The 26759-nt window shown below is 37.0% G+C and carries 26 protein-coding genes; 14 read left to right on the forward strand and 12 right to left on the reverse strand.

Annotation, left to right across the window (positions count from 1 at the left end; translation table 11 throughout):
- Positions 1-57 precede the first annotated feature (57 nt).
- From SOM16_RS11450 to SOM16_RS11470, 5 genes are all read right to left on the reverse strand, one after another.
- Complete coding sequence (locus SOM16_RS11450; protein ID WP_320464143.1) at positions 58-1413, reverse strand: Gfo/Idh/MocA family protein; 1356 nt, start codon at positions 1411-1413, stop codon at positions 58-60.
- Positions 1414-1463: 50 nt separating this feature from the next.
- Positions 1464-2306, reverse strand: a complete 843-nt coding sequence (locus SOM16_RS11455; protein WP_320464144.1) for a sugar phosphate isomerase/epimerase family protein — start codon at positions 2304-2306, stop codon at positions 1464-1466.
- Between the two features lie 529 nt (positions 2307-2835).
- A complete protein-coding gene (locus tag SOM16_RS11460) occupies positions 2836-5577 on the reverse strand; it encodes a valine--tRNA ligase (protein ID WP_320464145.1) in 2742 nt (913 codons plus the stop codon).
- Between the two features lie 259 nt (positions 5578-5836).
- A complete protein-coding gene (locus tag SOM16_RS11465; RefSeq protein WP_320464146.1) occupies positions 5837-6469 on the reverse strand; it encodes a Uma2 family endonuclease in 633 nt (210 codons plus the stop codon).
- 58 nt (positions 6470-6527) lie between these two features.
- A complete protein-coding gene (locus SOM16_RS11470) occupies positions 6528-8543 on the reverse strand; it encodes a heavy metal translocating P-type ATPase (RefSeq protein WP_320464147.1) in 2016 nt (671 codons plus the stop codon).
- 346 nt (positions 8544-8889) lie between these two features.
- Between SOM16_RS11470 and SOM16_RS11475 the strand changes: the two genes are divergently transcribed.
- The 3 genes from SOM16_RS11475 (at position 8890) to SOM16_RS11485 (ending at position 12396) form a co-directional block, all read left to right on the forward strand.
- Positions 8890-10926 carry a M13 family metallopeptidase gene (locus SOM16_RS11475; RefSeq protein WP_320464148.1) on the forward strand — a complete coding sequence of 679 codons (2037 nt, stop codon included), beginning with the start codon at positions 8890-8892 and terminating at the stop codon, positions 10924-10926.
- 214 nt (positions 10927-11140) lie between these two features.
- Positions 11141-11917 (forward strand): DUF2625 domain-containing protein, encoded by a 777-nt coding sequence (locus SOM16_RS11480; protein ID WP_320464149.1) that lies wholly within the window; start codon positions 11141-11143, stop codon positions 11915-11917.
- Positions 11918-11931: 14 nt separating this feature from the next.
- Positions 11932-12396, forward strand: coding sequence for a DinB family protein (locus tag SOM16_RS11485; RefSeq protein WP_320464150.1), 465 nt, complete (start codon positions 11932-11934; stop codon positions 12394-12396).
- A gap of 1 nt (position 12397) precedes the next feature.
- On the opposite strand, the gene SOM16_RS11490 is transcribed toward SOM16_RS11485, so the two are convergent.
- Entirely contained in the window at positions 12398-12736 is a 339-nt protein-coding gene (locus SOM16_RS11490; protein WP_320464151.1) for an MmcQ/YjbR family DNA-binding protein, read from the reverse strand.
- Between the two features lie 278 nt (positions 12737-13014).
- Here SOM16_RS11490 and mnmD point away from each other — a divergent pair, with 278 nt between their 5' ends.
- From mnmD to SOM16_RS11525, 7 genes are all read left to right on the forward strand, one after another.
- Positions 13015-13677, forward strand: a complete 663-nt coding sequence (gene mnmD, locus SOM16_RS11495; RefSeq protein WP_320464152.1) for a tRNA (5-methylaminomethyl-2-thiouridine)(34)-methyltransferase MnmD — start codon at positions 13015-13017, stop codon at positions 13675-13677.
- 105 nt (positions 13678-13782) lie between these two features.
- Positions 13783-14730, forward strand: coding sequence for an aldo/keto reductase (locus SOM16_RS11500; RefSeq protein WP_320464153.1), 948 nt, complete (start codon positions 13783-13785; stop codon positions 14728-14730).
- Positions 14731-14809: 79 nt separating this feature from the next.
- Entirely contained in the window at positions 14810-15919 is a 1110-nt protein-coding gene (locus SOM16_RS11505; protein ID WP_320464154.1) for an AI-2E family transporter, read from the forward strand.
- A 29-nt stretch (positions 15920-15948) separates the two neighbouring features.
- Positions 15949-16398, forward strand: a complete 450-nt coding sequence (locus SOM16_RS11510; protein WP_320464155.1) for a hypothetical protein — start codon at positions 15949-15951, stop codon at positions 16396-16398.
- Positions 16399-16408: 10 nt separating this feature from the next.
- On the forward strand, positions 16409-17215 hold the full coding sequence (gene mazG, locus SOM16_RS11515; protein WP_320464156.1) for a nucleoside triphosphate pyrophosphohydrolase: 807 nt from the start codon (positions 16409-16411) through the stop codon (positions 17213-17215).
- Between the two features lie 2 nt (positions 17216-17217).
- Positions 17218-17622 carry a hypothetical protein gene (locus SOM16_RS11520; protein WP_320464157.1) on the forward strand — a complete coding sequence of 135 codons (405 nt, stop codon included), beginning with the start codon at positions 17218-17220 and terminating at the stop codon, positions 17620-17622.
- A gap of 125 nt (positions 17623-17747) precedes the next feature.
- On the forward strand, positions 17748-18872 hold the full coding sequence (locus tag SOM16_RS11525; protein ID WP_320464158.1) for an ATP-binding protein: 1125 nt from the start codon (positions 17748-17750) through the stop codon (positions 18870-18872).
- On the opposite strand, the gene SOM16_RS11530 is transcribed toward SOM16_RS11525, so the two are convergent.
- A complete protein-coding gene (locus SOM16_RS11530; RefSeq protein ID WP_320464159.1) occupies positions 18867-19250 on the reverse strand; it encodes a YchJ family protein in 384 nt (127 codons plus the stop codon). The genes SOM16_RS11525 and SOM16_RS11530 overlap by 6 nt on opposite strands.
- A gap of 73 nt (positions 19251-19323) precedes the next feature.
- Here SOM16_RS11530 and truA point away from each other — a divergent pair, with 73 nt between their 5' ends.
- Positions 19324-20124, forward strand: coding sequence for a tRNA pseudouridine(38-40) synthase TruA (truA, locus tag SOM16_RS11535; RefSeq protein ID WP_320464160.1), 801 nt, complete (start codon positions 19324-19326; stop codon positions 20122-20124).
- 16 nt (positions 20125-20140) lie between these two features.
- On the opposite strand, the gene SOM16_RS11540 is transcribed toward truA, so the two are convergent.
- From SOM16_RS11540 to SOM16_RS11560, 5 genes are all read right to left on the reverse strand, one after another.
- Positions 20141-20839 (reverse strand): hypothetical protein, encoded by a 699-nt coding sequence (locus SOM16_RS11540; RefSeq protein WP_320464161.1) that lies wholly within the window; start codon positions 20837-20839, stop codon positions 20141-20143.
- A 1-nt stretch (position 20840) separates the two neighbouring features.
- Positions 20841-21179, reverse strand: a complete 339-nt coding sequence (locus tag SOM16_RS11545) for a PadR family transcriptional regulator (protein WP_320464162.1) — start codon at positions 21177-21179, stop codon at positions 20841-20843.
- 133 nt (positions 21180-21312) lie between these two features.
- On the reverse strand, positions 21313-23271 hold the full coding sequence (gene gyrB, locus SOM16_RS11550) for a DNA topoisomerase (ATP-hydrolyzing) subunit B (protein WP_320464163.1): 1959 nt from the start codon (positions 23269-23271) through the stop codon (positions 21313-21315).
- A gap of 142 nt (positions 23272-23413) precedes the next feature.
- Complete coding sequence (locus SOM16_RS11555; RefSeq protein WP_320464164.1) at positions 23414-23797, reverse strand: VOC family protein; 384 nt, start codon at positions 23795-23797, stop codon at positions 23414-23416.
- A gap of 122 nt (positions 23798-23919) precedes the next feature.
- On the reverse strand, positions 23920-24309 hold the full coding sequence (locus SOM16_RS11560; RefSeq protein WP_320464165.1) for a hypothetical protein: 390 nt from the start codon (positions 24307-24309) through the stop codon (positions 23920-23922).
- 480 nt (positions 24310-24789) lie between these two features.
- Between SOM16_RS11560 and SOM16_RS11565 the strand changes: the two genes are divergently transcribed.
- The 3 genes from SOM16_RS11565 (at position 24790) to SOM16_RS11575 (ending at position 26759) form a co-directional block, all read left to right on the forward strand.
- Entirely contained in the window at positions 24790-25389 is a 600-nt protein-coding gene (locus SOM16_RS11565; RefSeq protein WP_320464166.1) for an OmpH family outer membrane protein, read from the forward strand.
- 65 nt (positions 25390-25454) lie between these two features.
- Positions 25455-25937, forward strand: a complete 483-nt coding sequence (locus SOM16_RS11570) for a nucleoside deaminase (protein ID WP_320464167.1) — start codon at positions 25455-25457, stop codon at positions 25935-25937.
- 54 nt (positions 25938-25991) lie between these two features.
- Entirely contained in the window at positions 25992-26759 is a 768-nt protein-coding gene (locus tag SOM16_RS11575) for an EcsC family protein (RefSeq protein ID WP_320464168.1), read from the forward strand.

Here is a 26759-nt window from a genome sequence, read left to right on the forward strand (position 1 = left end):
CATATTAGCACAGTGCTAATCAAATAGCTTTATAAAATGTCTTATGTGGTTGACAAATTAATATTTAAATACTTTTCCATTGGCGATTACTTCCTGTCTACCTTCATCAAAAGTAGATTTTGCTCCGGTACGAACCGCTGCATTTGTCATGATATTGGCTATTGAATGCGAATAGCCCGCTTCTACTGGTGCATTTGGTGTTTTACGACTCCGAACACATTCCATCCAATTCCTCATATGGCCAGAAGTTAATGAATCTCCGCCCATGTTCGCACCAGTTGCCGCCTTAATCACTGTTTTACTCAGGTCGAATTCTGGCAAAAGATTGGCCTTCATACCCATTGCGGTAGCTTCCTGCTGTTTTAATCCACCTTTGGGCGATACTTTATTGGTAATCAGATTTAATTCGCCACCATTAGAATAGTAAACTTCGCCAACATCACCCACGCTGTTTTGCATTCTGGAAGTGAAAGTTACCTGAAATCCATCTTCCGAATTTGGCTGACCGTAATCGAATACAGCAACCATTGAATCCCAGTTTCTGCGACCGTCTTTCCATGTATAAATCCCTCCATTGGCAACTACGCTTCGCGGATGTTTTAAATTGGTAAACCAATGAACAGTATCAATTTGATGCGACATCCACTGACCAGGCATACCGGAAGAATATGGCCAGAATAAACGGTATTCCAAATATTTTCTTGGATCGAAAGCTTCGGAAGGACGATTTAATAAAAATCTTTTCCAGTCGATATCTTCTTCTTTTAATTTTGCCACTAAATCAGGTCGGCGCCAACGGCCTGGTTGATTCACATTCCATACTAAATCTACTGCCGTGATGGGTCCGAATTTGCCATCCTGGATAAACTTTGCTGCATTTGCATAGTTTTCTCCGCTCCTGCGTTGCGAACCGATCTGAACGATCCGATCTGTTGCTTTCACGGCCTTCAAAGCAGCCTTTGCATCATCCATCGTTTCTGCAAAAGGTTTCTCCACATATGCATCACAGTTTGCTTTCACAGCTTCGATGGTATGTAAGGCATGTTGAAAGTCTGCAGTGCTGATGATCACAGCGTCCAGATCTTTCATAGCGTACAATTCATCATTATTTCTGCATGCCTTTATATCATGACCGAATTTCTCTTTCAAATGCGCAATTCCTAAATCTCGTCGATAGTTCCATAGATCTGAGAGACCAACCACATCAAAATTGAGTTCTTTATTGTGGTTAAGAAAACAAGGAAGTAAGGTATCTTTAAAACGGTCAGAAAAACCGACAATACCTACCCGAACCCGATCATTGGCACCGATAATACGCCCGTAACTTTTGGCGCTCATGCCCATTGTGCCTGCGTAAGTAGCTGCAGCAAAAATAGCTGATTGTTTAATAAATTTTCTCCTGGAATTTTCCATAAATAGTTTTGTAATTGACAGCAGTATAATATTAATCCGTATAAACGGCTTCAACTTGTTTGGTTAAAAACTGGTAGGATTCTGCAATTTGCACAGGTGTATAATTTGCGCCTGCTTATAAATATTGGTCCTCTGTATTTTGCTTCTTTTAAAGCGCGTAAGTAAGGTTTAAAATCGTCTCCTTTAATTCCAGGTAAAGTTCTGGTATCATGCTCGGCAATTTCACAATGGATTAATACGTCCGCTGCATCGATAATACTTTGAGGGGATTCATTTTCACGCCGCATATGAAAAATATCTGCGTTGAGCCCGAAGTTGGGATGATTTACTGCCCGTACAATTTCCGTAGCGGCTTTCACATTATTGATAAAATTAGTCTCCTGGCTTTGAAGGTTTTCGAGCGCTATCTTAATATGATGTTTCCCTGCAGACACAGCTAATTTTTTGCACAATTGAACAAAATTGACTTTCGCTTTCTGAAGATCATATCCCTCTGGAATTCTACGGGCCGTGCCGCTCCCCAAAACAATTACACTTACTTCCGCTTGTTCTGCTCTGGAAAATAAACCTTCAGCATAGGCCAGAACATCTTGTTCCACCACATCAGGACCAGCAATTTTCATTTCTCCCGGAAACATGACGTTGCACATATAAAGTTTGCCCTTAGCTTTTTTAATCAGTTCGAGATTTTGTTTAAACTTTTCTGCCGATAAGGACGGAGAAATCATTCGGCTAACAGATTCTCCAAAAATCTTAAACCCAGAAGCAAATACCAAACTATCTTTATCTATTGGCGCTACTATTCCCAAACGGAGGTAGGTCTTTTTTCCTAATTGAAAACTAAAAAGAAAAATGGAAAGTAAGAGCAGTACAATAGTAATTCTTGACTTCATTTTAAACTGGATTGTTTATTAAATTAATTCATAACAATACCTCATTGCAGTTTAAATGCAAATAGCAGGTTTATATTTGGTTAAAAGCTGAATTTTAATAATTCTAAAAATAGGGTTTTAAGTTTAGAGATTACAAGAAGGCTTGGTAACAATTTAGCAACTAAAAAACTGGTATTGGAAAAAATCTTTTCATAATGCTTTTCATTTAACTGAACATTAAGATATCAAGATTTTGCACCTTGTTTTTCTTATTGACTTAAAGTTTGTCAAAACAGGTGAAGTTATACCGCATCCTTCCTCATGAAACCTTTATTATTTAATCCCGCATTGATTTCGACTTTTATTAAAACACTAGAAGGAAAAATTGCCTTTGCAAACAGAACTTCGAATAACCGAGAGCATAAGATAATCCTTCATTAAGGTTTCCAGATCTGCAGGATGGTGAATAAATTTTAAATCCAATTACCTTAAAACGCAAAAAGCCCTTTAGAAAATCAATTCTAAAGGGCTATCTCAAACATATAGTAATTTATCCCAACATCATCAGGTTTTCTTCAATGATCTTGATTTTTGCTTCTGCATCTGCTTTTTTATTCCGCTCATTAGTAATAATTTCTGGTTTAGCATTCTGCACGAAACGCTCATTGCCCAGTTTAGCATCTACAGATTTTAAAAATCCCTGCAGGTAAACTAAATCAGCATTTAGGCGTGTACGTTCTGCATCGACATCAATATTTTCTGTTAGGGGAATAAAAAACTCATCTTTACCAGCCATAAAAGTAGTAGCACCTGGAATTTTATCATTCACAATTTCAGCTTCCGAAACATTAGCCAATTTGAAAACAATGTTCAACCATTTTTCATAATCAATGTCGGAGTTAACTTTCAAACTTAAAGGCAAAGCCTCTTTTGGTGAAATTTGTTTTTGATTCCGAACATTTCTGATTTCTGCAATCACTGTTTTAACCACTTCAGCATCTTTCAATAGCTTTTCATCAACTGAACCACCTTTAGGAAATTCTGCAACAATACAACAATCCATCTCCCCACGTGCTGCAAACAAATCATCATGCCATAGCTCTTCTGTTAAGAATGGCATATTTGGGTGTAATAATTTGATGATATTTTCGAAAAACCCGATAGTAGCTTTATAACTTTCTGCATCAATTGGTTGCTGATAAGCAGGTTTAACCATCTCCAGGTACCAGGCGCAGAAATCATCCCACACAAGTTTGTAGGTAATCATCAAGGCTTCCGATAGGCGGTATTGCTTAAAATTATCCTCAATTTCTACTAAGGCTTCGTTAAATCGGTTTTCGAACCAGGAAATTGCTTGTGTATTTGGATTTGCTAATTGATGATCAACTTCCCAGCCTTTTACCAAACGAAAAGCATTCCATATTTTCGAAGCAAAATTACGCCCTTGCTCGCAGTAACTTTCATCAAACATCAAATCGTTACCCGCCGGAGATGACATTAACATCCCCACGCGAACAGCATCAGCGCCATATTTTTCGATCAATCCAATCGGATCAGGTGAGTTACCTAAAGATTTAGACATTTTACGTCCTAACTTATCGCGAACAATACCAGTTAAATAAACATTCGTAAATGGCTTTTTGCCCATAAACTCATGCCCGGCCATGATCATGCGTGCTACCCAAAAGAATAAAATCTCTGGTGCGGTTACTAGATCATTTGTTGGATAATAATAGTTGATGTCTTTATTTTCTGGGTTTTTGAAACCATCAAAAACAGAAATCGGCCATAACCAAGAAGAAAACCAGGTATCCATCACATCTTCATCTTGCTTTACAAATGGCTCCAATTGGTGTTTAAATCCAGCTTTATCTGCTTCAAAACCACTTTCATCTAAATGTTTCTTTTTCCAGAATTCTTCAAGCGCTTCATCTTTGGTTTTTGCAACCACCCAGTTTCCCTTATCATCATACCAGGCTGGAATTTGCTGTCCCCACCAAAGCTGGCGGGAGATGTTCCAATCACGAACATTCTCCATCCAATGGCGATAGGTATTTTCGAATTTATTTGGAATCAGATTTACGTCTCCATTTAAAACATCATCTAAAGCAGGCTGAGCCATTTCCTTCATTTTTACGAACCATTGCATCGAAAGTTTCGGTTCAATAGCGGCATCAGTACGTTCAGAGAAACCAACCTGCGATTTATAGTCTTCCACTTTTTCTAAATGACCAGCTTCATCTAATAGTTTAGCAATTTTCTTACGGGCGACAAATCTGTCCTCACCAACTAAAATAACTGCCAGCTCATTTAATGTTCCATCATCGTTTAAAATATCGATAACTGGTAAATTATGTTTTACGCCCAACTCATAATCATTCAAATCATGCGCAGGTGTAACTTTTAAACAGCCTGTACCAAATTCAATATCAACATATTCGTCTTCAATTACTGGAATTTCGTGATTAACAAGTGGCACGAAAACCTTCTTCCCTTTTAAGTGTGTAAAGCGCTCATCGTTTGGATTGATACAAATTGCGGCATCAGCCATAATCGTTTCCGGCCGAGTAGTTGCTACCGTTAAGAATTCGGGTTCATCTTGATTTTCGCTACCCGACTCCTGAGACTGGCTACTCGATTCTTGAGACTTGCTACTCGATTCCTGAGACTTGCTACTTACTACTTGATACTTAATATAATATAGCTTTTGATTGACTTCCTTACGGATTACTTCTTCATCAGAAACCGCCGTCTTACCAGCCGGATCCCAGTTTACCATACGGATGCCGCGATAAATCCAACCTTTTTTATATAAATGAATAAATGAATCAATTACCGCAGCTGAAAGATCTTCTTCCATGGTGAAACGGGTACGGTCCCAATCGCAACTTGCACCCAGTTTTTTTAACTGCTCTAAAATAATCCCACCGTATTTTTCTTTCCACTCCCATGCATATTTCAAGAACTCTTCACGGGATAAGTCTTTTTTATCAATCCCTTGTTCTTTCAACATGGCCACAACTTTCGCCTCGGTGGCGATAGAGGCATGGTCAGTTCCCGGAACCCAGCAAGCATTTTTACCTTGCATACGGGCTTTACGAATCAAAACATCCTGAATGGTATTGTTCAACATGTGCCCCATATGCAATACTCCAGTAACATTTGGCGGAGGAATGACGATAGTATAAGGCTCACGCTCATCTGGTTCTGAGTGAAAAAACTTTTTCGATAGCCAGTAGCTATACCATTTGTCTTCTGTTTCTGCTGGATTGTACTTAGTGGAAATGCTCATGAAAAATTGTTATAAAAGCCCAAAAATAGCTAATTATGCGCAAAGCTGAAAGCTAAAAGCGCAAAGACTAAAGTAGCAAGTTAGCATGAACAGAAATAGAAAAATTTGCTCCATGGTGCAGAGCAAGGCAGTCTAAATACTTAGATCTCAATTAAAAGCAATTAAAGCATTTTATTGTTAAGTAAGTTCTGCTTTTCAATGCCACCTTTTTGTTAGGTCAGTCTTGAAACTGTTCGAAGAATCTTTAGCATTAAGCTAACTAATCCACATCTCCAAATACATCATCAAGTGCCAATTCAAACCCTGGCAAAACAGTAGAAGTAATTTTCTCACTTAAGCTAAATATTTTTGATGGCTGAAATTTACCATATTCATTCAGCGTATAAATCAAAATACTCTGATCACTTTGACTCACCACCCAATATTCTTTTACGCCAAATTCTTGGTAAATCTGGTATTTATGCAGGAGTTCTACTTTGGTATTTCCGGGAGATAAAATCTCTACAACCAAATCAGGTGCTCCAATACAGCCGCGATCATCTAATTTACTTTTATCGCAGACCACACAAATATCCGGTTGCAACACCGTATAGACATCGCGATCTTCCTTACTTTCCTTTGGAAAACGAACATCAAACGGAGCAGCATAAACTTTGCAAGATTTACCATCCAAAAATTTTATTAAAAATTTCAATAAATTAATAGAAATTTCCTGATGCACTCTGGATGGCGCCGGACTCATTTTAAAGATTTTGCCTTTAATCAGTTCCACACGATCGTCAAAAAGCCAATTCAGATAATTCGCATAACTGTAAGTTAACGATGCATCAATATCATTAAATTCCCAAACAGGTTCGTTAGATAAATCTGGATATGGAATTGGCTTATTCATAAATCAAATATACTAAAATAAATAGCATTAAAGATCTCTATCAGCTAAACGCAGGCGACTAAAATTTCATTTTCTGTATACGAACTGCATTTAAAATCGCAAGTAATGCGACACCAACATCGGCGAATACAGCTTCCCACATGGTAGCTAATCCACCAGCACCTAGAATCAATACCAAGGCCTTCACCGCAAAGGCCAGAACAATATTCTGAATAACCACTTTTTTAGTGGCTTTACCAATTCTGATTGCCGTAACAATTTTTGAAGGCTGGTCGGTTTGAATTACCACATCAGCAGTTTCGATAGCAGCATCACTACCCATTGCCCCCATTGCAATTCCTATATCACTGATGGCAAGAACAGGAGTATCGTTTATACCATCGCCCACAAAGGCAACAACTTTAGATTTATCACTTTTAATTTCTTCCAATCGGGCCACTTTATCTTCTGGAAGTAAATCACCAAAGAAAGAAGGAATACCCAACGTTTTAGCTACACTTTTAACAATGTTGGTTTTATCGCCACTTAACATCACCACTTGTTTAATCCCATTTGCATAGAGTTGTTTAATGGCATCCACCGCATCTTCTTTTATTTCATCCGAAATTAAAACATAGCCCACATATTTTCCATCCACCGCCAGGAACACGACTGTATCATCTGTTTCATTAATGCTTTCATCGAAATCAACATTAAACTTAGCCAGTAATCTGGCATTTCCAGCCAACAACTGCCTTCCATCCACGGTCCCTTTTAGACCCATGCCCGAAATTTCTTCTACATTTTCTGCCGCATGAACAACTTCCTTAAGAGTATATTTTACGATCGCTTTGGCTATAGGATGTGTAGATTTCGTTTCCAGGGCAATTAAAAGGCTTACAAACTCAGACTCATCTATATTACTATTTACTTTTTGAACCTTAAAAACGCCCTTTGTTAGCGTGCCGGTTTTATCCATTACCACGGTATTTAACTTTGTAATCAGATCTAAAAAATTCGATCCTTTAAAAAGTATGCCATGAGCTGAGGCGGCACCAATACCACCAAAATAACCAAGCGGAATAGAGATAACCAATGCACAAGGGCAGGAAATGACCAGAAAAACCAGCGCACGGTATAACCAGGTCTGAAACTGGTATTCACTTCCCAAAATTAAAATCGGAATAGTTACCAATGCGAGCGCGAGGAAGAAAACGATTGGCGTATAAACTTTTGCAAATTTGCGAATAAATAATTCCGTTTTTGCTTTTCTGGTGGTAGCATTCTGCACCATTTCCAGAATCCGCGAAAGCGCACTATCAGCAAATATTTTTGTTACTTTCATTTCTATCACCAGATCCACATTCAGCATTCCTGCCAACACGCTTTCACCCCTGTTAATAGTTCTCGGATTGCTTTCTCCGGTTAATGCAGCCGTATTAAAACTGCTTTTTGCTGATAGCATCTCACCATCCAGCGGAATCTTCTCTCCTGCTTTGATTTGTATCGTTTCACCAATTCCTACTTGTTCCGGACTAATATTTTCATATTTACCATTCCGTAAAACACTGGCTACGTCTGCCCGAACATCCAGTAAAGCAGAAATATTCTTTTTCGCCCGGTTAACAGCCGCCAGCTGAAACAATTCGCCAATGGTATAAAAAAGCATTACAGTAACACCTTCCGGGTATTCACCAATGGCAAAAGCGCCTATCGTGGCAATAGACATTAAAGAAAATTCGGTAAAAAAATCTCCTGATTTGAAGGTCTCCCAAACTTCTTTCAATACCGGAATACCAACTGGCAAATAGGCAACAATATACCAATAAGGCCGAATGATTTTAAAAACCTCTATTTTAAAAACATGATCGAATAAAATGCCAATAAGCAACATCCCCAAAGTAAAAATGGCGGGCATATAAGTTTTAAATGACGACGGATCGCCACCATGATCGTGATCATGTTCATCGCCATCTTCATGTGTATGGCTATGTTGATGATTGGGGGTTGAATGTGCTTTACTACTACAGCAGCTATCATCTTGATTATGGGTATGGCTCATTATTTTTTCGCTAACATTCATTTGTTCTAACATACTTCCTGTTTAATCCACTAAATCAGCAAGTTCATGAGCGTTGCTTGGTTCGACTTATCGCACCTTACACAACAAATTTAGATAAAAAATTGCTTTATCCTGAATCATTATAGATAACGATATTTTTGACACTCACACAATAAATAATGTTAAAAAATGTTAATACTGTATTAAAGATTTAAATTATGAAATCTATTAAAATCTCATTTTCAGCATCAGAAATTATCAGGCGTTTAGGTTTAGCAAAAATCTACTACTGGTTTAACAAGTAATATTCTTAATATATTGTTTCAGTATTAATTTGTATTTCATAAATTTCGCATTAATAACTAACTTATTAAAACGAATGAAGTACAAAAGTTCCAAAAGATATTTTGCAGCACTTGCTATAGTTGCTGCTGGCTTTTCTGCCAATGCACAAACCGCAAGGAAATATATTGACCCGGCAAACATGGATTTATCCGTTAAACCGGGTGATGATTTTTACACCTATGCCAGTGGCACCTGGATTAAAAACAATCCTGTTCCGGCTAAAGAAACCCGATGGGGTTCTTTTAACGAGCTTCGCGATTTTAACATCAATGCCGTAAAAACATTAGTAGAAGATGCAGCAGCTGATAAATCTGCACCTGCAGGTTCTGTAAAAAGACGTGTTGGTGATTTTTTCGCTGCAGCAATGGATACCGTAGCGATCGAAAAATTAGGCTACACGCCAATTAAAGCCGATTTAGAAAAAATAAATCAAATTAAAGATTTGCAAGGCGTTTTGGATAATGTCGCGTATATGCGCGTTAGCGGAATCGGAAGCCCGATGTTTGGCATCGGCGTGGGTCAGGATCGTAAAAATGTAAATAAATACATGGTTAACATTGGTCAGGGCGGTACTACATTACCTGATCGTGATTATTATTTAAAAGATGATGCCCGCAGTGTTAAAATCCGCGAAGCATACAATACTTACATGACTACCCTGTTTACCTTAACAGGAAGTAATGCTGAAGCTGCAAAACAGAAAGCCGCAACGGTTTTTAAAATAGAGAAACAATTTGCTGAAGCGCAAATGAGCCGCTTGGAAATGCGCGATCCTTATGCAACGTACAACAAACTAACTGTTGCTGAATTAAGTAGCAAAACACCAGACATTAACTGGGCAACTTATTTAACAAAGTTCAAAATTAAGGGACAAGATACCTTATTGGTTTCTTCACCAAAATTTATGACAAGCTTAGATGGGATGTTAAAATCTGTTTCTTTAGCTGATTGGAAAACCTACCTGGAATGGAATGTTTTAAAAGGTTCTGCCGGCAGTTTAAGTTCTCCATTTGTTAAAGCAAACTTTGCCTTTACACAAGCACAAACCGGACAAAAAGTTCAAACGCCACGTTGGCAACGTATGTCATCATTGACTGATGGCACCATCGGCGAATTATTGGGTCAGTTATACGTAGCTAAATATTTCAAGCCTGAGGCAAAAGCCCGTATGGATGCCATGATTGTAAACCTGCGTAAAGCATTTGAAATCAGAATTAAAGGTCTAGAATGGATGAGCGCTGAAACCAAAACAAAAGCACTAGAAAAGCTTGCTGCATTTGAACCAAAAGTTGGTTACACCACTAAATGGGAAACTTATAACGGATTAAACATCAATAGGGCTACCTACTTTCAAAACTTACGTAACGCAAGTATTTGGGGTTACAATGAAAATGTAAATAGGTTGGGTAAACCAGTGGATCGCACCAAGTTTGGCATGACGCCTCCAACGGTAAATGCTTCTTATAGCCCTACCATGAATTCAATTACTTTCCCGGCCGGAATTTTACAGTTCCCGTTCTTTGATCCAAATGCTGATGATGCTTTAAATTATGGCGGAATTGGTGCTGTAATTGGCCATGAAATGAGCCACGGTTTTGATGATAGTGGAAGCCAGTACGATGCAAAAGGAAATTTAAAAAACTGGTGGACAGCAGAAGATAAAGCTAAATTTGATGCCAAAACAAAAGCTTTAGGCGAGCAATTTGATGCTTACACTGTTTTAGATACCGTTCATGTGATCGGTAAATTAACAATGGGCGAAAACATTGGCGATTTAGGTGGTTTAAATGCGGCTTACACCGCTTTCAAAATGACAAAACAAGGTCAAGGCAATGAGAAAATTGATGGTTTTACACCCGATCAACGTTTCTTCTTAGCCTGGGCACAGGTTTGGAGAGGTAACATTTTACCAGAAAGCGCAGCGCAGTTAATTAAAACAGACCCGCACTCACCTGGTCCGTACCGTACCATTGGTGCGCCAGTAAATATGGATGCCTGGTACACAGCTTTCGACGTAAAACCTGGAGATAAATTATACAAAAAACCGGAAGATAGAATTAGAATGTGGTAAATTAAGGTGGAAGGTTGAGAGGCTAAAAATATAGGCTATTTCTCATTCCACTTAAAAATTCTACTACCAATATTTAAATATTTTCGCAAACGCTCCCGCTTAAACGGGGGCGTTTTGTTTGCTATTTACTTTTTACCTTATAAATTGTATCGTTCTAATAAAAATCCTTGATAATCATTATATCTTTGATAAATAAATGCATTCATCACCTGCCATGAAAGTTACCTTCAAATTAGCTTCAATAATTGCTTTAACCCTGTTTTCATTTAGTGTTTCAGCTCAAAATAAATTAATCAGTTTAGCCAAATTAATTAATAAAACCGATCCTGCATGGCCGCTGGTTAAAAAGTGGATCGATTCAGCAAAAAACAAAGTAGAAGTCTTACCCGTTGATTCTGCCAAAGCTAAAGAAGTGCTTTACAATTCACAAATGACTACCTATGCCACACTTGGCTCGGTCATTTATAATACTGGCGGCATTATGGTAGATAATGGCTGGATCAGAATTTTAGGTTCTGGAAGTGACAAAATGACCCGTAACATTGCAGATTGGAACAAAGGCAAAACCATCAAAGAATATGGGGATAATATTCCATACCTATTAATTGCCGATGATGCCATCGGTGGCTTCTTCGCTATTAATTATGGCGGCTTAGGTCCGGATGTTAAAAATGTATATTACTTAGAACCAAACACCCTTACCTGGCAACCGCTTGGGGCTGGTTATGGTGAATTCCTGATCTTTTGTTTTGATAGCGATCTTTCTAAATTTTACAAAGGTTTACGCTGGAGTAGCTGGGATCAGTTCATTGCCAATTTAGATGGAACAAAAACTTATAGCTTCAGGCCTTATTTATGGGAAAAAGATACAGACATCGAAAAATGTTCAAGAAAACTCGTAGGCATAGAAGAGATGTATAATTTCAACATCATGAAATCAAAAGAATTAAACGCTGATAAAGGAATTAAAAAAGACGACACTAAACATTAATTCTGTTTAATAAAATGTTAAGTGGCCCGGAACAGATAGATCAAATAAAAAACACCAGAATTTTTATTTTAGATTTGGTAAAGGATTTAAGTATTGAACAACTTAATAAAATCCCCGATGGTTTTAACAACAATATCATATGGAATATTGCACATCTAACCGCAGCACAACAAAATCTTTGTTATACAAGATCTAAATTATCACCCACTGTAAAAGATAAATACCTCTTCCCTTTTTTAAGCGGAACAAAACCTGATGCCATTATTAACGAGCTAGAAATCAAAAATATTTATTCAATCTTTCTATCCAGCATTGATCAGTTTAAAATAGATTATGCTAACCAGCTGTTTTTAAAGTTTGATCAATGGGATAAACGTTATGGAATGAAATTAAAAACCATTGAAGACGCCATAAACTTTATTCCTTTCCATGAAGGCATGCATATTGGTTATATCATGGCGCTTAAAAAATTGGTATAAATTAAATATATTTTGCCTGTGTTTTTTTTGGAAGCTTAGCCACAACCAGTGCACGCGAATCAGCAACTCTTGATTTTAGCTCCTGATCATTTAATACATCAAGATGTTCTACCCCAATCCATTGGCGTTTTGCTAAATGATAAGCCTGTGCAATTCCGTTTCTTGCCGTTAAAGAATCAAAATCATCAGGATTACATTTTATAGAAAATCGAGTCCCCTCATCTATAGCGATAATGACATATATCTTTTCTTCAATCATGAAACATAAATAACCCCATTTCATCCCCTCAGTAGTTCCCGGCAGATTTAAACAATATTCTCTGAAAGATTCAATATCCATTTTTTCGTTAGCTTTAGTCTTTAGTCTTTAGTCTTTAGTCTTTAGTCTTTAGTCTTTAGTCTTTAGAGTAAACAGAATCTGCTTAAATCAGGTTTGACCTTACTTAAGTCTTTTTCAAAACGAAAGTAATAAATTACACCATCATCTTAAAATCTAGAGGCCACCCAAATCACCCTTTATTCCTTTGCCCTTAAAATACCTCATCTCTGTAAATCCTGTCCTATCTTACTTATCTTTACCGCTCATTCTGAAATTCTTTAATCCTGTAAATCCTGGCTATGAATATTATCACCCCAACTGCCGATGGCTCCAATACACTTTATAACGAAACCATTGGCGAACATTACCATAGCAAACATGGTGCTTTGCAAGAAAGCAAACATGTCTTCATCGATGCAGGATTAAAGTATGCTACAGCCGAAAAATCAGAGATTTCCATTCTGGAAGTCGGCTTTGGAACCGGATTAAACTTTATACTAAGCTTCGAGTATAGTGTTCAAAACAACATTCACCTGGATTACACCAGTATTGAGGCCTTTCCATTAACTACAGAAGTAATTTACGAAACCGGCTATTCAGCTTATGTTTCTTTACAAACCTGGGATAATTTCATCTCCAATTATAATGAGGCTTTAAAAGGAGAACAAACACTATCATCGCAATGCAAGCTCGAAATTCCACATACAACGCTTGCAGATTTCAATACTGCAAAGAAATTCGATATAATCTATTATGATGCTTTTTCCGTTCAGCACCAGCCAGAAATGTGGAGCAACGAAATCATCGCCCATGCTTGTAGTTTTCTTAAACCCGGAGGAACCTTCGTCACCTATGCAATTACCGGAAATTTAAAACGAGCAGTTAAAGCCTGTGGTTTAACAATTGAAAAACTTCCTGGCGCACCAGGCAAGCGGGAAATGCTCAGGGCAACAAAAATGTAAAAACATAGTCTGCTAATGATATCCTGCTAAAACTGACAGAAAGGAGACCACCTGCGAAAACCACAGTTCCGTTCATTTGTTTAACTATATATTAAATTGTAGATCATGGAAAAAAGAATATTAGGTAAAACAGATTTAAATATTGCACCCATTGTATTTGGAGGAAATGTTTTCGGCTGGACCATTGATGAAAAAAAATCATTTGAAATCTTAGATCAGTTTGTTGATAACGGATTTAATTTTATTGATACAGCAGATGTGTACTCCCGTTGGGTAGAAGGCAATAAGGGAGGCGAATCAGAAACCATTATCGGCAACTGGCTGAAAAAACATAATAAGCGCCATGATGTGGTTATTGCCACCAAAGTCGGTTCTGATATGGGCTCGGGCAAATCGCTCAAGAAAGATTATATCATTAATCAGGTTGAACATTCACTTTCCCGTTTGCAAACAGATTATATTGACTTATACTTTTCTCATTTTGATGATGAGACAACGCCTGTTGAAGAAACATTAAGTGCTTATGAAACCTTAATCAGAGCCGGAAAGGTACGTTGGATTGGCGCTTCGAACTTTTCAGCCGCCAGACTCAAAGAATCTCTACTGTTTTCTGCACAACATAATTTACCCCGTTACGAAGTTTATCAACCTGGCTACAATTTGTTTGATAGAGAAGAATTTGAGCGTGAGCATGAAAAGATTTGTCTCGAAAACGATTTGGGAGTAGTCACTTATTATTCTTTAGCGAGTGGCTTCTTAACAGGAAAGTACCGAAGCGAAGATGATTTAAATAAGAGTAAGCGTGGAGGTGGCGTAAAAAAATTCTTAAACGAAAGAGGTTTCAGAATTCTTGATGCTTTAGATCAGGTTGCAGATAAACATCAGGTAGAACAGGCCTCAGTTGCTCTGGCCTGGCTAATCTATCATCCTTCCATTACTGCACCTATAGCCAGCGTAACTGATTTAAGTCAATTAAAATCTTTTACGGAGGCTGCTAATTTAAAATTAACACCAGAAGATATTTCACTTCTAGATAAAGCAAGTATCTATTAAGAAAATCAACTATATTTAAATGCCCGATTAATCAAACCATTAATCGGGCATTTTGTATTAATGTGGATTTAAAACTATCATGAGAGAAAAATTAACGTTCTTGCCTAAACTGGCTCTTATTCTTTTTTGCCTAATCAGTTTAACCTACATCGCCATATTAGGTCAATCACTTTTGGCACCACTTCTTTTTTCTTTTCTCATGGCCATATTATTACTTCCCGTAGGAAATTTTTTAGAACAAAAATTCAGATTAAAAAGAAGCCTGGCAACAATCTTTGCCGTCATCCTAATGATTGCGATGATAGGTGGAATTATGTATTTTTTCGGGAATCAATTAAGTGATTTATGGGCAGACTGGCCGTTACTAAAGCAAAAAGCCAACATTTCTTTTCATGAATTGCAACACTGGATCTCAATCACATTCCATGTAAACACCGAAAAACAGCTAACATACCTAAATGATAGCACAGAAAAAGCATTGGCAACAAGTGCTACCATTGTGGCTACAACCCTCGCTACCCTATCTTCTACCCTCCTCTTTTTAGGATTTACTTTATTATTCACCTTCTTCATCCTGAATTATCGCAGGGTATTATTTACATTCTTAACCGCGGTATTTAAAGAAGAACACAAAGAAAAAGTAATTGAAATTGTAAGCCAGATTCAATATATCATTAAAAAATACATTATCGGTTTGTTTTTGCAAATGCTTATTGTTACCATTTTAATGATTGCCATATTAAGCATTTTAGGGGTTAAGTATGCAGTTCTCTTAGGTTTGGTAGCAGGTATTTTCAACGTGGTTCCTTATCTTGGCATCTTTTTCGCCTTGTTGGTTAGTTGTTTAATTACCTTTGCAACTGCTGGCGCAGGAAAAGTACTGCTTGTTCTGATTACATTTATTGGTGTACATGCTATTGATGGAAATATTCTAATGCCACTGGTAGTAGGCTCTAAGGTAAAAATAAACGCACTTTTTGCCTTCCTGGGGATTATTGTAGGTGAGATGGTATGGGGAATTTCCGGCATGTTCTTGTGTATTCCTTACCTGGCCATGCTGAAAATTATTTTTGACCGGATAGATAACCTTAAACCATGGGGAATTCTAATGGGCGAAGAGCATAAACCAGCGAAGAAAAAGCGGGTTTACCAGATCACTAAAAAAATAAAATTAGAAGAAAAAGACTAGTCAATACCTAATAGCGAATACACTTACCCATGAAACCATTATTTATTTTAATTATTGTTTACGTAGCCATCCTTGCATTTGGAAGCCATACCAATTTTGATAAAGGAAATATTTTTGCCGGAAATATAGCCATGGCGGTGATGCTGCTTTTTACGGCCATCGGCCATTTTAAGTTTAAAACCTCTATGGCCGCTATGATTCCGCTTTTTATCCCCAAAAAAGTAGAAATTGTGATTATCACTGGTATTTTAGAAATTCTTTTCGCTATTGGCTTAGGAATTGAAGTTACCCGTTATTACACCGGAATAGCACTGATTGTATTCTTACTGGCTATTCTACCCGCCAATATCTATGCAGCCAAAAACAAAATAAATTACGAAAATTTATTCAAGGCCGGGCCTGGAGTTAAATATTTATGGTTCAGAATTCCTTTTCAATTTTTCTTAATCGCCTGGGTTTGGTATTTTAGCGTTCGATAAAACACACAACATGCCCAACAACACGATTCCTGTTACTGCAAATAACCCTGCTGATGCTTTCAACAGACTTTTAACCGTACTCGATACCCTTCGTACCCAATGCCCATGGGATAAGAAACAAACCATGGAAACCTTGCGTCATTTAACCATCGAGGAAACTTATGAGTTAAGTGATGCCATTTTAGAGGGTGATTTGAACGAAATTAAAAAAGAACTGGGCGATGTGATGATGCACCTGGTCTTCTATTCCAGAATTGCTTCCGAAACCAATGATTTCAATATCGTTGATGTTTTGAACGGTGTATGCGATAAATTGGTGAATCGTCATCCGCATATCTACGGCGATGTTGAGGTAGAAAATGAAGAAGATGTAAAGCGAAATTGGGAACAGATTAAGCTTAAAGAGGGAAATAAATCAGTTTTAGCTGGTGTTCCAACTTCTCTACCTGCATTAGTGAAAGCATCTAGAATACAGGAAAAGGCCCGTGGCGTGGGGTTCGATTGGGAAGATAAAAACCAGGTTTGGGAGAAAGTAGAAGAAGAATTACAAGAATTTAAGGCAGAATTTAACGTAGCTGACAATATCGCTATTGATGTAGAAAAAGCAGAATCCGAGTTTGGCGATGTTCTTTTTTCACTGATTAATTATGCCCGCTTTATCAATATCAACCCGGAAAACGCATTGGAAAAAACGAATAAAAAATTTATCAAGCGTTTTCAGTACCTGGAGAACAAAGCCAAAGATAATGGCAAAGCATTAGCTGATATGACACTTGCAGAAATGGATATTTATTGGAATGAGGCAAAGAAATTGTAAGCATGAATACAGCACCACAAGAATTTCAAAGCCCTAAAAATTTAGTCAACATTATTACGTTAAATGTCAGGGCTACCCGAACAGTTGGAGATGATGGTATTATTCCGTGGATCAATATTGGTCGTGGGAATGAAGAAATTCTTAATTTAATTGATGCAGAGGAAATTGTTATCCATGAAAATGAAATCACAGTTTTCATTGATTATCCTTTAGCTAATCCAGCATCATTTAATTTATTTTCGTCGATCGGCTTTTCTAGAAAGTTATTATTGATTGAAATCAGAGAGCAGTTTTTAATATTTTCAGAAACAGAATCATTAGACAGCTCAGCTATTGATTTAGTTGCTTTAGATGTATACAAAACCAACGCCGGAAAAATTGAAATCACATTGGATATTGACTTGTAATTTTTTAATAGTCAAATAAGCTAATCAAATATTAAATTCAAAAATTACTCCAAAAAAGAGTATAATCGCAAATTTAATATAAATTTTGCGATTGCATTCGCAAAATTTATATTAAATTTGCGATTATGATTTCCAGGGCAATATCAAATTCTATCGCAAAACACCTTAAAGACGAAAAAGCAATAATCCTTTTAGGTCCGAGGCAAGTTGGCAAAAGTACGTTGCTCCAGCAACTTTCATCAACATTTTCGAGTCCTGTTACCTGGTGGAATGGAGATGATGCAGACATCAGGGCTATTTTAACCAACACAACCTCTACCGCCCTTCGTTCTTTGTTGGGAAAAACAAAAACATTGGTAATTGATGAGGCACAACGAATTGATAATATCGGGATATCCATCAAAGTAATTATCGACCAATTAAAAGATGTTAAGGTAATTGCTACAGGTTCTTCTGCTTTTGAATTGGCTAACCATATCAACGAGTCGCTAACCGGCAGAAAATGGGAATACAATTTATTTCCTTTCTCTTTTGGAGAAATGGTTAATGAACATGGATTACTTCAGGAAAAACGACTTTTAAACCACCGTTTAGTTTATGGCTATTACCCAGAAATTGTTAATAATCAAGGTGAAGAGGAAACTAGATTAAAGCAATTATCAGATAGTTATTTATATAAAGATATTTTAACCTGGGAAAAAATTCAGAAACCTGATAAAATGGAGAAATTGATTCAGGCGTTAGCTTTTCAGGTTGGAAATGAAGTTTCTTATCATGAACTGGGGCAACTCACAGGACTAGATAATCAAACCACAGAAAAATATATTGATTTGCTGGAAAAGGCATTTATTGTTTTTCGATTAGGTTCACTAAGCAGAAATTTGAGAAATGAATTAAAGAAAAGCAGGAAGATTTATTTCTATGACAACGGCATCAGAAATGCGGTAATCAATCAATTTAGTCCGGCAACCTTAAGACAAGATATTGGTGCGCTTTGGGAGAATTTTGTCATTAGTGAAAGGGTAAAGTTTCTTACTTACAACCAAATTAATTGCAATCAATATTTTTGGCGAACACATGCACAGCAAGAAATTGATTACATTGAAGAAAGGAATGGAATAATGAATGCTTATGAAGTGAAATGGAATCAAAAAACGAAGGCTAAATTTCCAAAAACATTTTTAGATGCTTATAAAAATGTAGAAACTAAAGTGATTACACCTGATAATTTACACGAGTTTCTGTCATGAGTAAAACACGCCATCAACATAATACCATTTCCCATCTTCCAATTTGAAATTAGATTTTTCATGTAATACTTCAGGCTGAAATTTCTGATTCAGATAAAACGCCTTAAACTCTACCTGATCTGTATGGGCTGATATAATTTCAAGCTTCAGCCACTTCGTATCTTTTGCACTTTTTAAATATGCATCTTTTGAGTTGCCTTTTCGTTTACTTATGTGCGTGGTTTGATACAGGTAATCAGCATCTGCCAGCACAAATGCCGAATAACGCGACCGCATTAAAGCTTCAGCAGTTGGAGCTGATTTCAGTGTTAAATGGTATGGCTGACAACAGTTCTCGTACTGCAAATTACTTCCACAAGGGCAATTAATATTATTCATTTTCAAATTTAACAGCAAAATCATCATTTATTGTTTCCGCCACTAAAATTTACGTAAAATTGCAGTTCGAAAAATGAGGTATTTCTTTCACATTGCCTATCAAGGTCAGTATTTTAGTGGTTGGCAAAAACAACCTGGCGTAAAAAGCGTTCAGGAAGTTATCGAGCAAACACTTTCTAAAATTTTTAAAACAACAATCGCTATCATAGGTTGCGGCCGAACTGATGCACATGTGCACGCCAGTCAGTTTTTCTTTCATGCAGATTTAGAAGAGGCATTTGATTTCGATTTAGTTTTTCGCCTTAATAAAGCCTTACCTTACAATATAGCTGTTTTTGACATTATTAAGATGGAGGGCAAACCGCACGCCCGTTTTGATGCCGTTCAGCGAAAATACGACTACTTTCTGCACACCTATAAAGATCCGTTTCTGAATACACAAAGTTCGCTTTACCAGGAAGCAAATCTTGATCTGTATAAAATGAAGGCGGCGGTTAACCTTTTAACAAAATATAATGATTACAGGGCCTTTTGTACCCATCCAAATAAGTACGACCATACTAAGTGTAATGTAATGGAGGCCGGTTTATTCGTGAATGCTAGAGGTGATAGATTCCGCTTTAATATTGCCAGTAACCGTTTTTTAGGTAAAATGATTCGAATAATTATGGGGCAACTTTTAAAAGTAGGCAAAAGCGAATTAAGCGTGGAGGAGTTTGAAAGTCATTTTATTGATTTGCAGATCGGTAATATTGTTTCACCAGCTCACCCAACAGGCTTATATTTATCTAAAGTAACTTACCCTTATTTAAACCTCGAACCACGAACGGAATTTTTAACTGCAAACCAGGGAACTGATTGGCTGGCGATTTGATAGCTAACCAGAATAATTAAATTTTTTCGGTTTTGTGATTCATTGATTTAAACTTCTCAAGCAGTTGCTGACTTTCAAAAATGCCTTGTTTTGCTATCCTAACTGCGGAAATATAATATAATCCATACAGCGTGATGGCTAGGGAGGTAAATAAATAGGAAGCATTCACTCCATCTAAATGGACTTTTAATGGCGTAGTTATAGATTGAAAGATTAACGTAAAGAACACACCCGTATAATTTATATAAGATCCTGAAATCTTACAAAGCATGTATTTCTTATAATTTGCAGTATTTAAACCTGAAGTTAGTGATGCAACGAATGCCATCATCATACTTAGTATCACAAACGTTAAAAATTTATCTTGATTACCAAAAAACTGCTGGATTTTGTACACCAAAAAACAGAAGAATAAAACTAATGCGATATACTTATAGTTCAAAAGGGATATAAATTCATTAAAGAATAGTTTTCTATACCTTCTAGTCATCCCCCCTATAATGGAAATTTCTATCTGTCTAAAGCCCTTTGGCCCAAAAGAAGCCTGCGTTTGATTTACAGCATCTTGAAAAGTTAAGCCCGGATTTTCAGTCATTCTTTCTTCTACTGCTGTAGCCACATGATCCAGAATTTCCATCTGTACATCGATATATTTAAATCCACTTTCCTCCAAATGAATTCTTAATTTCTCAATCTGTTGTTTAGTAAGCTGCATATCAAATATTTGGCTTTAAGTTTAACAATAGTTGTAGTTGAGTGATAAAATCTTTTGCCTCCTGAAGTTTACTAACCACCTTCTTTTCACCATCCTTCGATAAGGAATAATATTTACGCACACGGTTATCTACAACTTCTGTGGAGGTTTCCAATAGTCCATCCGCTTCAAGCTTATGCAAAGCAGGATAAAGCGCCCCCTCTTTCAATAACAATTCTCCCTGAGTAATAAATTTAACTTTTTGAGTAATTTCATACCCATACATTCGCTCATTTTCAGATAATAGATTCAAAATGATCGTTTGCAAAGTGCCTTTAAATAATTCATTATTGATTGCCATAATCAAATATAAAAATTTATATACATAATCTATCTATGTATATAAATATAATACTAAAAAACCCTCTCCAGGTTTTAAACTCGAAGAGGGTTTTATTTGCTTTCAGCTTTAGCTTATGCGCTTTCAGCTCCTATTAAGCATCAATCTTAGCATATTTTGCATTACGTTCGATGAATTCTCTACGTGGAGCAACCTCATCGCCCATTAACATAGAGAAGGTATGATCACATTCCGCAGCACTTTCAATGGTAGCTTGTAACAGCGTACGCGTAGCCGGATTTAATGTGGTATCCCAAAGTTGTTCGGCATTCATTTCTCCTAAACCTTTATAACGTTGAATGTGTACGCTATCCTCTTTACCATTACCTTTAATCCGTTGTACAGCCGCATCACGTTGTACATCATTCCAGCAGTACTCAAAATCTTTACCTTTTTTAACCTGGTAAAGTGGTGGCGATGCAATATAAACATAACCAGCCTCGATTAAAGCCCTCATATAACGGTAGAAGAAAGTTAAAATTAAGGTTGTAATGTGAGAACCATCAATATCCGCATCCGTCATAATAACGATTTTATGATAACGAAGTTTTGTCATATTTAAAGCTTTATCATCTTCAGGCGTACCAATGCTCACACCAATTGCCGTGAACATATTTTTAATCTCATCGTTCTCGTAAATCTTGTGCTCCATCGCTTTCTCCACATTCAGAATCTTACCCTTTAAAGGTAAAATAGCCTGAATATTTCTATCACGACCCTGTTTAGCAGTACCACCCGCCGAATCTCCCTCTACCAAATAAATTTCGCATTTTACAGGATCACTGTCAGAGCAATCGGCCAGTTTTCCTGGCAAACCAGAACCACCCATTACACTTTTACGTTGTACCATTTCACGGGCCTTACGTGCCGCAGCACGAGCCGTTGCCGCCAAAATTACTTTGTTAACAATCATTTTAGCTTCCTTCGGATTTTCTTCCAAGTAAGCACCCAATGCCTCGCCAACAGCAATATCTACTGCTCCCATCACCTCACTGTTACCCAGTTTAGTTTTAGTTTGTCCTTCAAATTGTGGCTCTTGTACTTTTACAGAAACTACGGCCGTTAAGCCTTCTCTAAAGTCATCACCAGTAATTTCCATCTTAAGGTTCTTTAACAAACCCGATTTATCTGCATAACTTTTTAAAGTACGCGTTAAACCCCTACGGAAACCAGCAATGTGTGTTCCGCCCTCATGTGTATTAATGTTATTTACATAAGAGTGAACATTTTCCGAATAGCTGTCATTGTATTGGAAAGCCAGTTCAACCGGAACACCATTTTTAATTCCATCAATATAAATTGGCTCTGGTAAAAAGGATGCTCTGGTTCCATCTAAAAAGGAAACGAATTCTTTTAAGCCACCTTCAGATTGAAAAACTTCAGATAAAAAGGTACCATCTTCTAAAGTCTCGCGCTCATCCGTTAAAGTTAATTTGATTCCTTTGTTTAAGAAAGCCAATTCACGTAAACGAGAAGCTAACGTATCGTACTTATATTCTGTTGTTTGTGTAAAAATTGAAGCATCCGGACTAAAAGTTACAATCGTACCCCTTTTATCAGTTGTACCAACTTCTTTAACATCATATTGCGGAACACCAATTTTGTATTCCTGCATCCAGATTTTACCTTCACGGTGTACTTCGGCCTTTAAATCAGTAGATAATGCGTTCACGCAACTTACCCCCACACCGTGCAAACCACCAGAAACTTTATAAGTATCCTTATCAAATTTACCACCCGCGTGTAGAACCGTCATTACGATTTCTAGTGCCGATTTATTTTCTTTTGTATTAATTCCGGTTGGAATACCACGACCGTTATCTTCAACCCGGATGGAGTTTCCTTCTAAAATCCTGACGTCGATTGTATCTGCATGACCGGCTAAAGCCTCATCAATAGAGTTATCCACAACCTCATAAACCAAATGATGCAAACCCTTTACACCAGTATCACCTATATACATCGAAGGGCGCTTACGCACCGCTTCCAAACCTTCTAAAACCTGTATATTATCTGCCGAATAATTTGACTTTAAATCTTGTTCTTCGCTCATATTTTAATAAAAACTATAAGTACCAAAAATACGCAAAATTTGGCATTTAAACTAATATGTGGATAAATGTACCGGGGGTATTAAAAAGGTTGTATGAACCCGTGTACCCCTCGCAAATCACAAAGATGGGCATCCTGGCTAATTATTTCTGCTGTTTCAACTGGAAAACATTTCCTTCCGGGTCTAAACCATCACATAACCAATAATCATATGCTTCAAAAGTTTTAACCTCCCTCATCTCTACACCCTGATCCACTAAATAAGTTTTCAGGGCATGTATATCCTGATCGATTTCAAAAACAATTTTAGCAATGCTTTCAACCTTAAATGCGCCTTTGCTTTTATCCAGATAACCTTCTCCAATTTGATGGAGACCAATTTTACAAGGCCCTGAAGAAAGAAGCGCCCAGGTGGATTCAAATTTTTCTACCACCTCAAAACCAAAAATGGTAGCATAAAAGGCCGTTAATTTTTCTACGTTTTGCACATAGAAAATGATGGTATCCAGATTGAATGTTGTTTTCATGTATTATATTCAGATTTATAGTGATAGGAATTCAGTAAAGCGTCCTGTTATGAGGGTTAGATTACCCACTTAGATTTGGAATAACTATGCAAATACAATACAAGTGATTATGCTAATTTTAATTAACGTTGAGCCCGGGTTGCTTTGTCAAAAGTGAAAACTAAACTTTTCTGATCGATTTTATTTAACGGAATTTCACTGGTTTTTATTCCCTGGCCCGTAGTGAAATAAACATCGGCTTTCACTTCCGATCCTTTATCTAATCCATCTTCAAATAAGGCAATTCCAAATAAGTTTGGATCTTTTTTGGATGTAGCGGTAATGCTAACCGTACCTAAATCATAGTTACCGTTATTTTTTAATGTGATTACCCCATTTTTATACGTGTAAGTTAATCCTTTTACAGTAGCCAGATAGGTTTTGTTTTTGCTAGTTACCGCTTGATAGGTTTGAGCCTGTGCAGAAATTCCCATACCTAGGATAATTAAGATTGGGGCGAATGCTTTCATCATTTTTTTTTAAAAGTAAAGCTAAGAATATATCTATAAATCAAAATGCGCCAGTATTAAAAATCTTTCTTTTTAACTCACTTATCTATAGCAGTTAACAGGTTTTGGAAAACAAAACCAGCGTTTCAATTGAGTATTAGTCACGCTTTCCATTTCAAGGCCTGTGGAAAGAACTGGCGCTTTCCATTTCAATCGGGTTTAAAAGGCAAAACAAGTTGTACTTGGATAAGTTTAGCCGCCATGCAACCGTTAATTTCTGCAGCAAAAAGCTACTTAAACCTTATAAAACTAAACGATAGCATCAGCCCTTTCGGCCGATTAAAAGAGTAAAGTGATTTATTGAAGCAAACTTAAAAATGAAAAACTCAGCCTGCTTTCCAAACCGTGTTTAGCCATTAATCTAATTTGGCTTGCGTTAAGCGTAACTCTTAATTGCATTTAAAAACTAATTTCTATAAGTTTGTTAAAATTTATTAAACAATAATGGAAAGAAAAACCTTTAAAACCTTTGGTTTATTTGCTACAGCTGCTTTAATTACAGCATTTTCTGCATGCCAAAACAAAGACGCTAAAACCACTGAAACTAAAAAGACAGATAGCACAACTGCGGCAGTTTCTGTTAATGAAAAAATAGTATTTGTAAATCAAGATTCATTATTGAATAAATACGAGTATTACAAAGATTTGAGAACCAAATTCGAAACTAAAACTAAAAATGCGCAAGCAGATTTACAATCAAAACAACAAGCTTACCAACGCGAAGTAACTCAATATCAACAATCTGCAGGTACACTTTCTGCAGATCAACGCAAAACTACTGAAGAACGCTTAGGCAGAAAAGGTCAGGAATTACAAGCCTACCAACAAAATGCTGGCGGTGCTTTACAAAATGAACAGGCTGTAGAAACTGAGAAACTTTATGATAAAGTTGCTGGTTATTTAAAAACATATTCAAAAGAAAAAGGCTATAAAATGGTCTTAACTTTCTCTAAAGGTAATAGTGCCATTCTCTTTGCAGACGAAAGTTTAGACATAACTTCTGAAGTAATAAAAGGATTAAACGCAGAATACACAAAAAAATAGTTTTTAAAACAATCATTTTAGATGCCCCGATTTAATCGGGGCATTTTTTTTGCTTACTTTTTTCAATGGAGAACGAAAAACAACACGAAGAATTTATGAGGATGGCTATTTCGCTATCGATAAAGAATGTAAGCGAGAACGTAGGAGGTCCTTTTGGTGCCGTTGTAGTTAAAGATGGGAAGTTGGTGGCCGGTTCTGCAAACAAAGTTACCTCAACAAACGACCCAACCGCACATGCAGAAGTTTCAGCAATCCGTTTGGCATGTACCGAACTCAATACTTTCGACTTAACAGGTTGTGTAATTTACACCAGCTGCGAACCTTGCCCCATGTGTCTGGCTGCAATATACTGGGCAAGAATTGGTACAATCTATTATGCAAATACAAAAGTAGATGCCGAAAATATTGGTTTCAGTGATAAATTCATTTACGAGGAAATTGAAAAGCCAATGGAAAAACGCACTTTACCTGTGGTACAGATGCTGCGCAACGAAGCCATGGAAGCTTTTGATCTTTGGAAAACTTCTCCACTTAGGCTTGAATATTAAGATTGGATTGAAACAATTCGGGCCGACCAAACGTCTCAGTATAAACGAAGCGGAATGACTTACGAACAAAAAATCACCAATGAACTGGATTTCTGGAAGTTTAAAACTTTACAGAAATCTTCTCTTTTTAATAAGGTTACCGATAGCGTTCAAAAGAAAATTAATAGTTATATCCCCGATAAAATCCACAATGCGATCACAACAGCCATCAAGCAAATGGTTAAGGCGGTTTTATTTGGATCAACCTATACCACTTCGAAACCTGTTTTAGATTTAACATTGATGCACCGAGAAGCAGTGGTAAAACAGAAGATAGAAACTTATAAAAAAACCGGAGCTGCTGAAGGTGGAATTACAGGGGCAGGAGGATTTTTAATGAGCCTGGCCGATTTTCCACTATTGCTCGGCATCAAAATGAAAATGCTTTTTGATATTGCTGCAGTATACGGTTATGATGTGAAAGATTACCGCGAGCGATTATATATTCTTCATATCTTTCAATTGGCTTTCTCGAGCAAAGAAGAAAGTAGAAACGTTTATTTGAAAATGCAAAACTGGGACGAACTTGCCCATAAGTTACCTACCAACATCGATGAATTTGATTGGCTAACTTTTCAACAGCAATATCGCGACTATATCGACCTGGCTAAATTGGCACAAATGGTACCCTTTATTGGTGCAGCCGTTGGCGCCGTAGCAAACTATAAACTCATCGAAAAATTAGGAAAAACAGCCATGATGAGTTACCGAATGCGTTATTTTGGTCTTCAGTCTATAGTCTTAAGTCATGAGTCGCCTAACGACTTTAGGCTCACAGACTGA

Origin of the sequence: Pedobacter sp. CFBP9032 (assembly GCF_034045265.1) — a bacterium.
In the GTDB taxonomy this organism is placed as follows: domain Bacteria; phylum Bacteroidota; class Bacteroidia; order Sphingobacteriales; family Sphingobacteriaceae; genus Pedobacter.

What these genes read in the sequence shown, in the direction of transcription:
- SOM16_RS11490 (WP_320464151.1), bottom strand. Translation starts at nt 12,736, where the DNA reads ATGGATATTGAATCTTTCAGAGAATATTGTTTAAATCTGCCGGGAACT.
- SOM16_RS11470 (WP_320464147.1), bottom strand. Translation starts at nt 8,543, where the DNA reads ATGTTAGAACAAATGAATGTTAGCGAAAAAATAATGAGCCATACCCAT.
- SOM16_RS11520 (WP_320464157.1), top strand. Translation starts at nt 17,218, where the DNA reads ATGAATACAGCACCACAAGAATTTCAAAGCCCTAAAAATTTAGTCAAC.
- gyrB (WP_320464163.1), bottom strand. Translation starts at nt 23,271, where the DNA reads ATGAGCGAAGAACAAGATTTAAAGTCAAATTATTCGGCAGATAATATA.
- mazG (WP_320464156.1), top strand. Translation starts at nt 16,409, where the DNA reads ATGCCCAACAACACGATTCCTGTTACTGCAAATAACCCTGCTGATGCT.
- SOM16_RS11560 (WP_320464165.1), bottom strand. Translation starts at nt 24,309, where the DNA reads ATGATGAAAGCATTCGCCCCAATCTTAATTATCCTAGGTATGGGAATT.
- SOM16_RS11500 (WP_320464153.1), top strand. Translation starts at nt 13,783, where the DNA reads ATGGAAAAAAGAATATTAGGTAAAACAGATTTAAATATTGCACCCATT.
- SOM16_RS11485 (WP_320464150.1), top strand. Translation starts at nt 11,932, where the DNA reads ATGTTAAGTGGCCCGGAACAGATAGATCAAATAAAAAACACCAGAATT.
- SOM16_RS11510 (WP_320464155.1), top strand. Translation starts at nt 15,949, where the DNA reads ATGAAACCATTATTTATTTTAATTATTGTTTACGTAGCCATCCTTGCA.
- SOM16_RS11545 (WP_320464162.1), bottom strand. Translation starts at nt 21,179, where the DNA reads ATGGCAATCAATAATGAATTATTTAAAGGCACTTTGCAAACGATCATT.
- truA (WP_320464160.1), top strand. Translation starts at nt 19,324, where the DNA reads ATGAGGTATTTCTTTCACATTGCCTATCAAGGTCAGTATTTTAGTGGT.
- SOM16_RS11475 (WP_320464148.1), top strand. Translation starts at nt 8,890, where the DNA reads ATGAAGTACAAAAGTTCCAAAAGATATTTTGCAGCACTTGCTATAGTT.
- SOM16_RS11530 (WP_320464159.1), bottom strand. Translation starts at nt 19,250, where the DNA reads ATGAATAATATTAATTGCCCTTGTGGAAGTAATTTGCAGTACGAGAAC.
- SOM16_RS11465 (WP_320464146.1), bottom strand. Translation starts at nt 6,469, where the DNA reads ATGAATAAGCCAATTCCATATCCAGATTTATCTAACGAACCTGTTTGG.
- SOM16_RS11540 (WP_320464161.1), bottom strand. Translation starts at nt 20,839, where the DNA reads ATGCAGCTTACTAAACAACAGATTGAGAAATTAAGAATTCATTTGGAG.
- SOM16_RS11565 (WP_320464166.1), top strand. Translation starts at nt 24,790, where the DNA reads ATGGAAAGAAAAACCTTTAAAACCTTTGGTTTATTTGCTACAGCTGCT.
- SOM16_RS11570 (WP_320464167.1), top strand. Translation starts at nt 25,455, where the DNA reads ATGGAGAACGAAAAACAACACGAAGAATTTATGAGGATGGCTATTTCG.
- mnmD (WP_320464152.1), top strand. Translation starts at nt 13,015, where the DNA reads ATGAATATTATCACCCCAACTGCCGATGGCTCCAATACACTTTATAAC.
- SOM16_RS11575 (WP_320464168.1), top strand. Translation starts at nt 25,992, where the DNA reads ATGACTTACGAACAAAAAATCACCAATGAACTGGATTTCTGGAAGTTT.
- SOM16_RS11455 (WP_320464144.1), bottom strand. Translation starts at nt 2,306, where the DNA reads ATGAAGTCAAGAATTACTATTGTACTGCTCTTACTTTCCATTTTTCTT.
- SOM16_RS11460 (WP_320464145.1), bottom strand. Translation starts at nt 5,577, where the DNA reads ATGAGCATTTCCACTAAGTACAATCCAGCAGAAACAGAAGACAAATGG.
- SOM16_RS11480 (WP_320464149.1), top strand. Translation starts at nt 11,141, where the DNA reads ATGAAAGTTACCTTCAAATTAGCTTCAATAATTGCTTTAACCCTGTTT.
- SOM16_RS11505 (WP_320464154.1), top strand. Translation starts at nt 14,810, where the DNA reads ATGAGAGAAAAATTAACGTTCTTGCCTAAACTGGCTCTTATTCTTTTT.
- SOM16_RS11525 (WP_320464158.1), top strand. Translation starts at nt 17,748, where the DNA reads ATGATTTCCAGGGCAATATCAAATTCTATCGCAAAACACCTTAAAGAC.
- SOM16_RS11450 (WP_320464143.1), bottom strand. Translation starts at nt 1,413, where the DNA reads ATGGAAAATTCCAGGAGAAAATTTATTAAACAATCAGCTATTTTTGCT.
- SOM16_RS11555 (WP_320464164.1), bottom strand. Translation starts at nt 23,797, where the DNA reads ATGAAAACAACATTCAATCTGGATACCATCATTTTCTATGTGCAAAAC.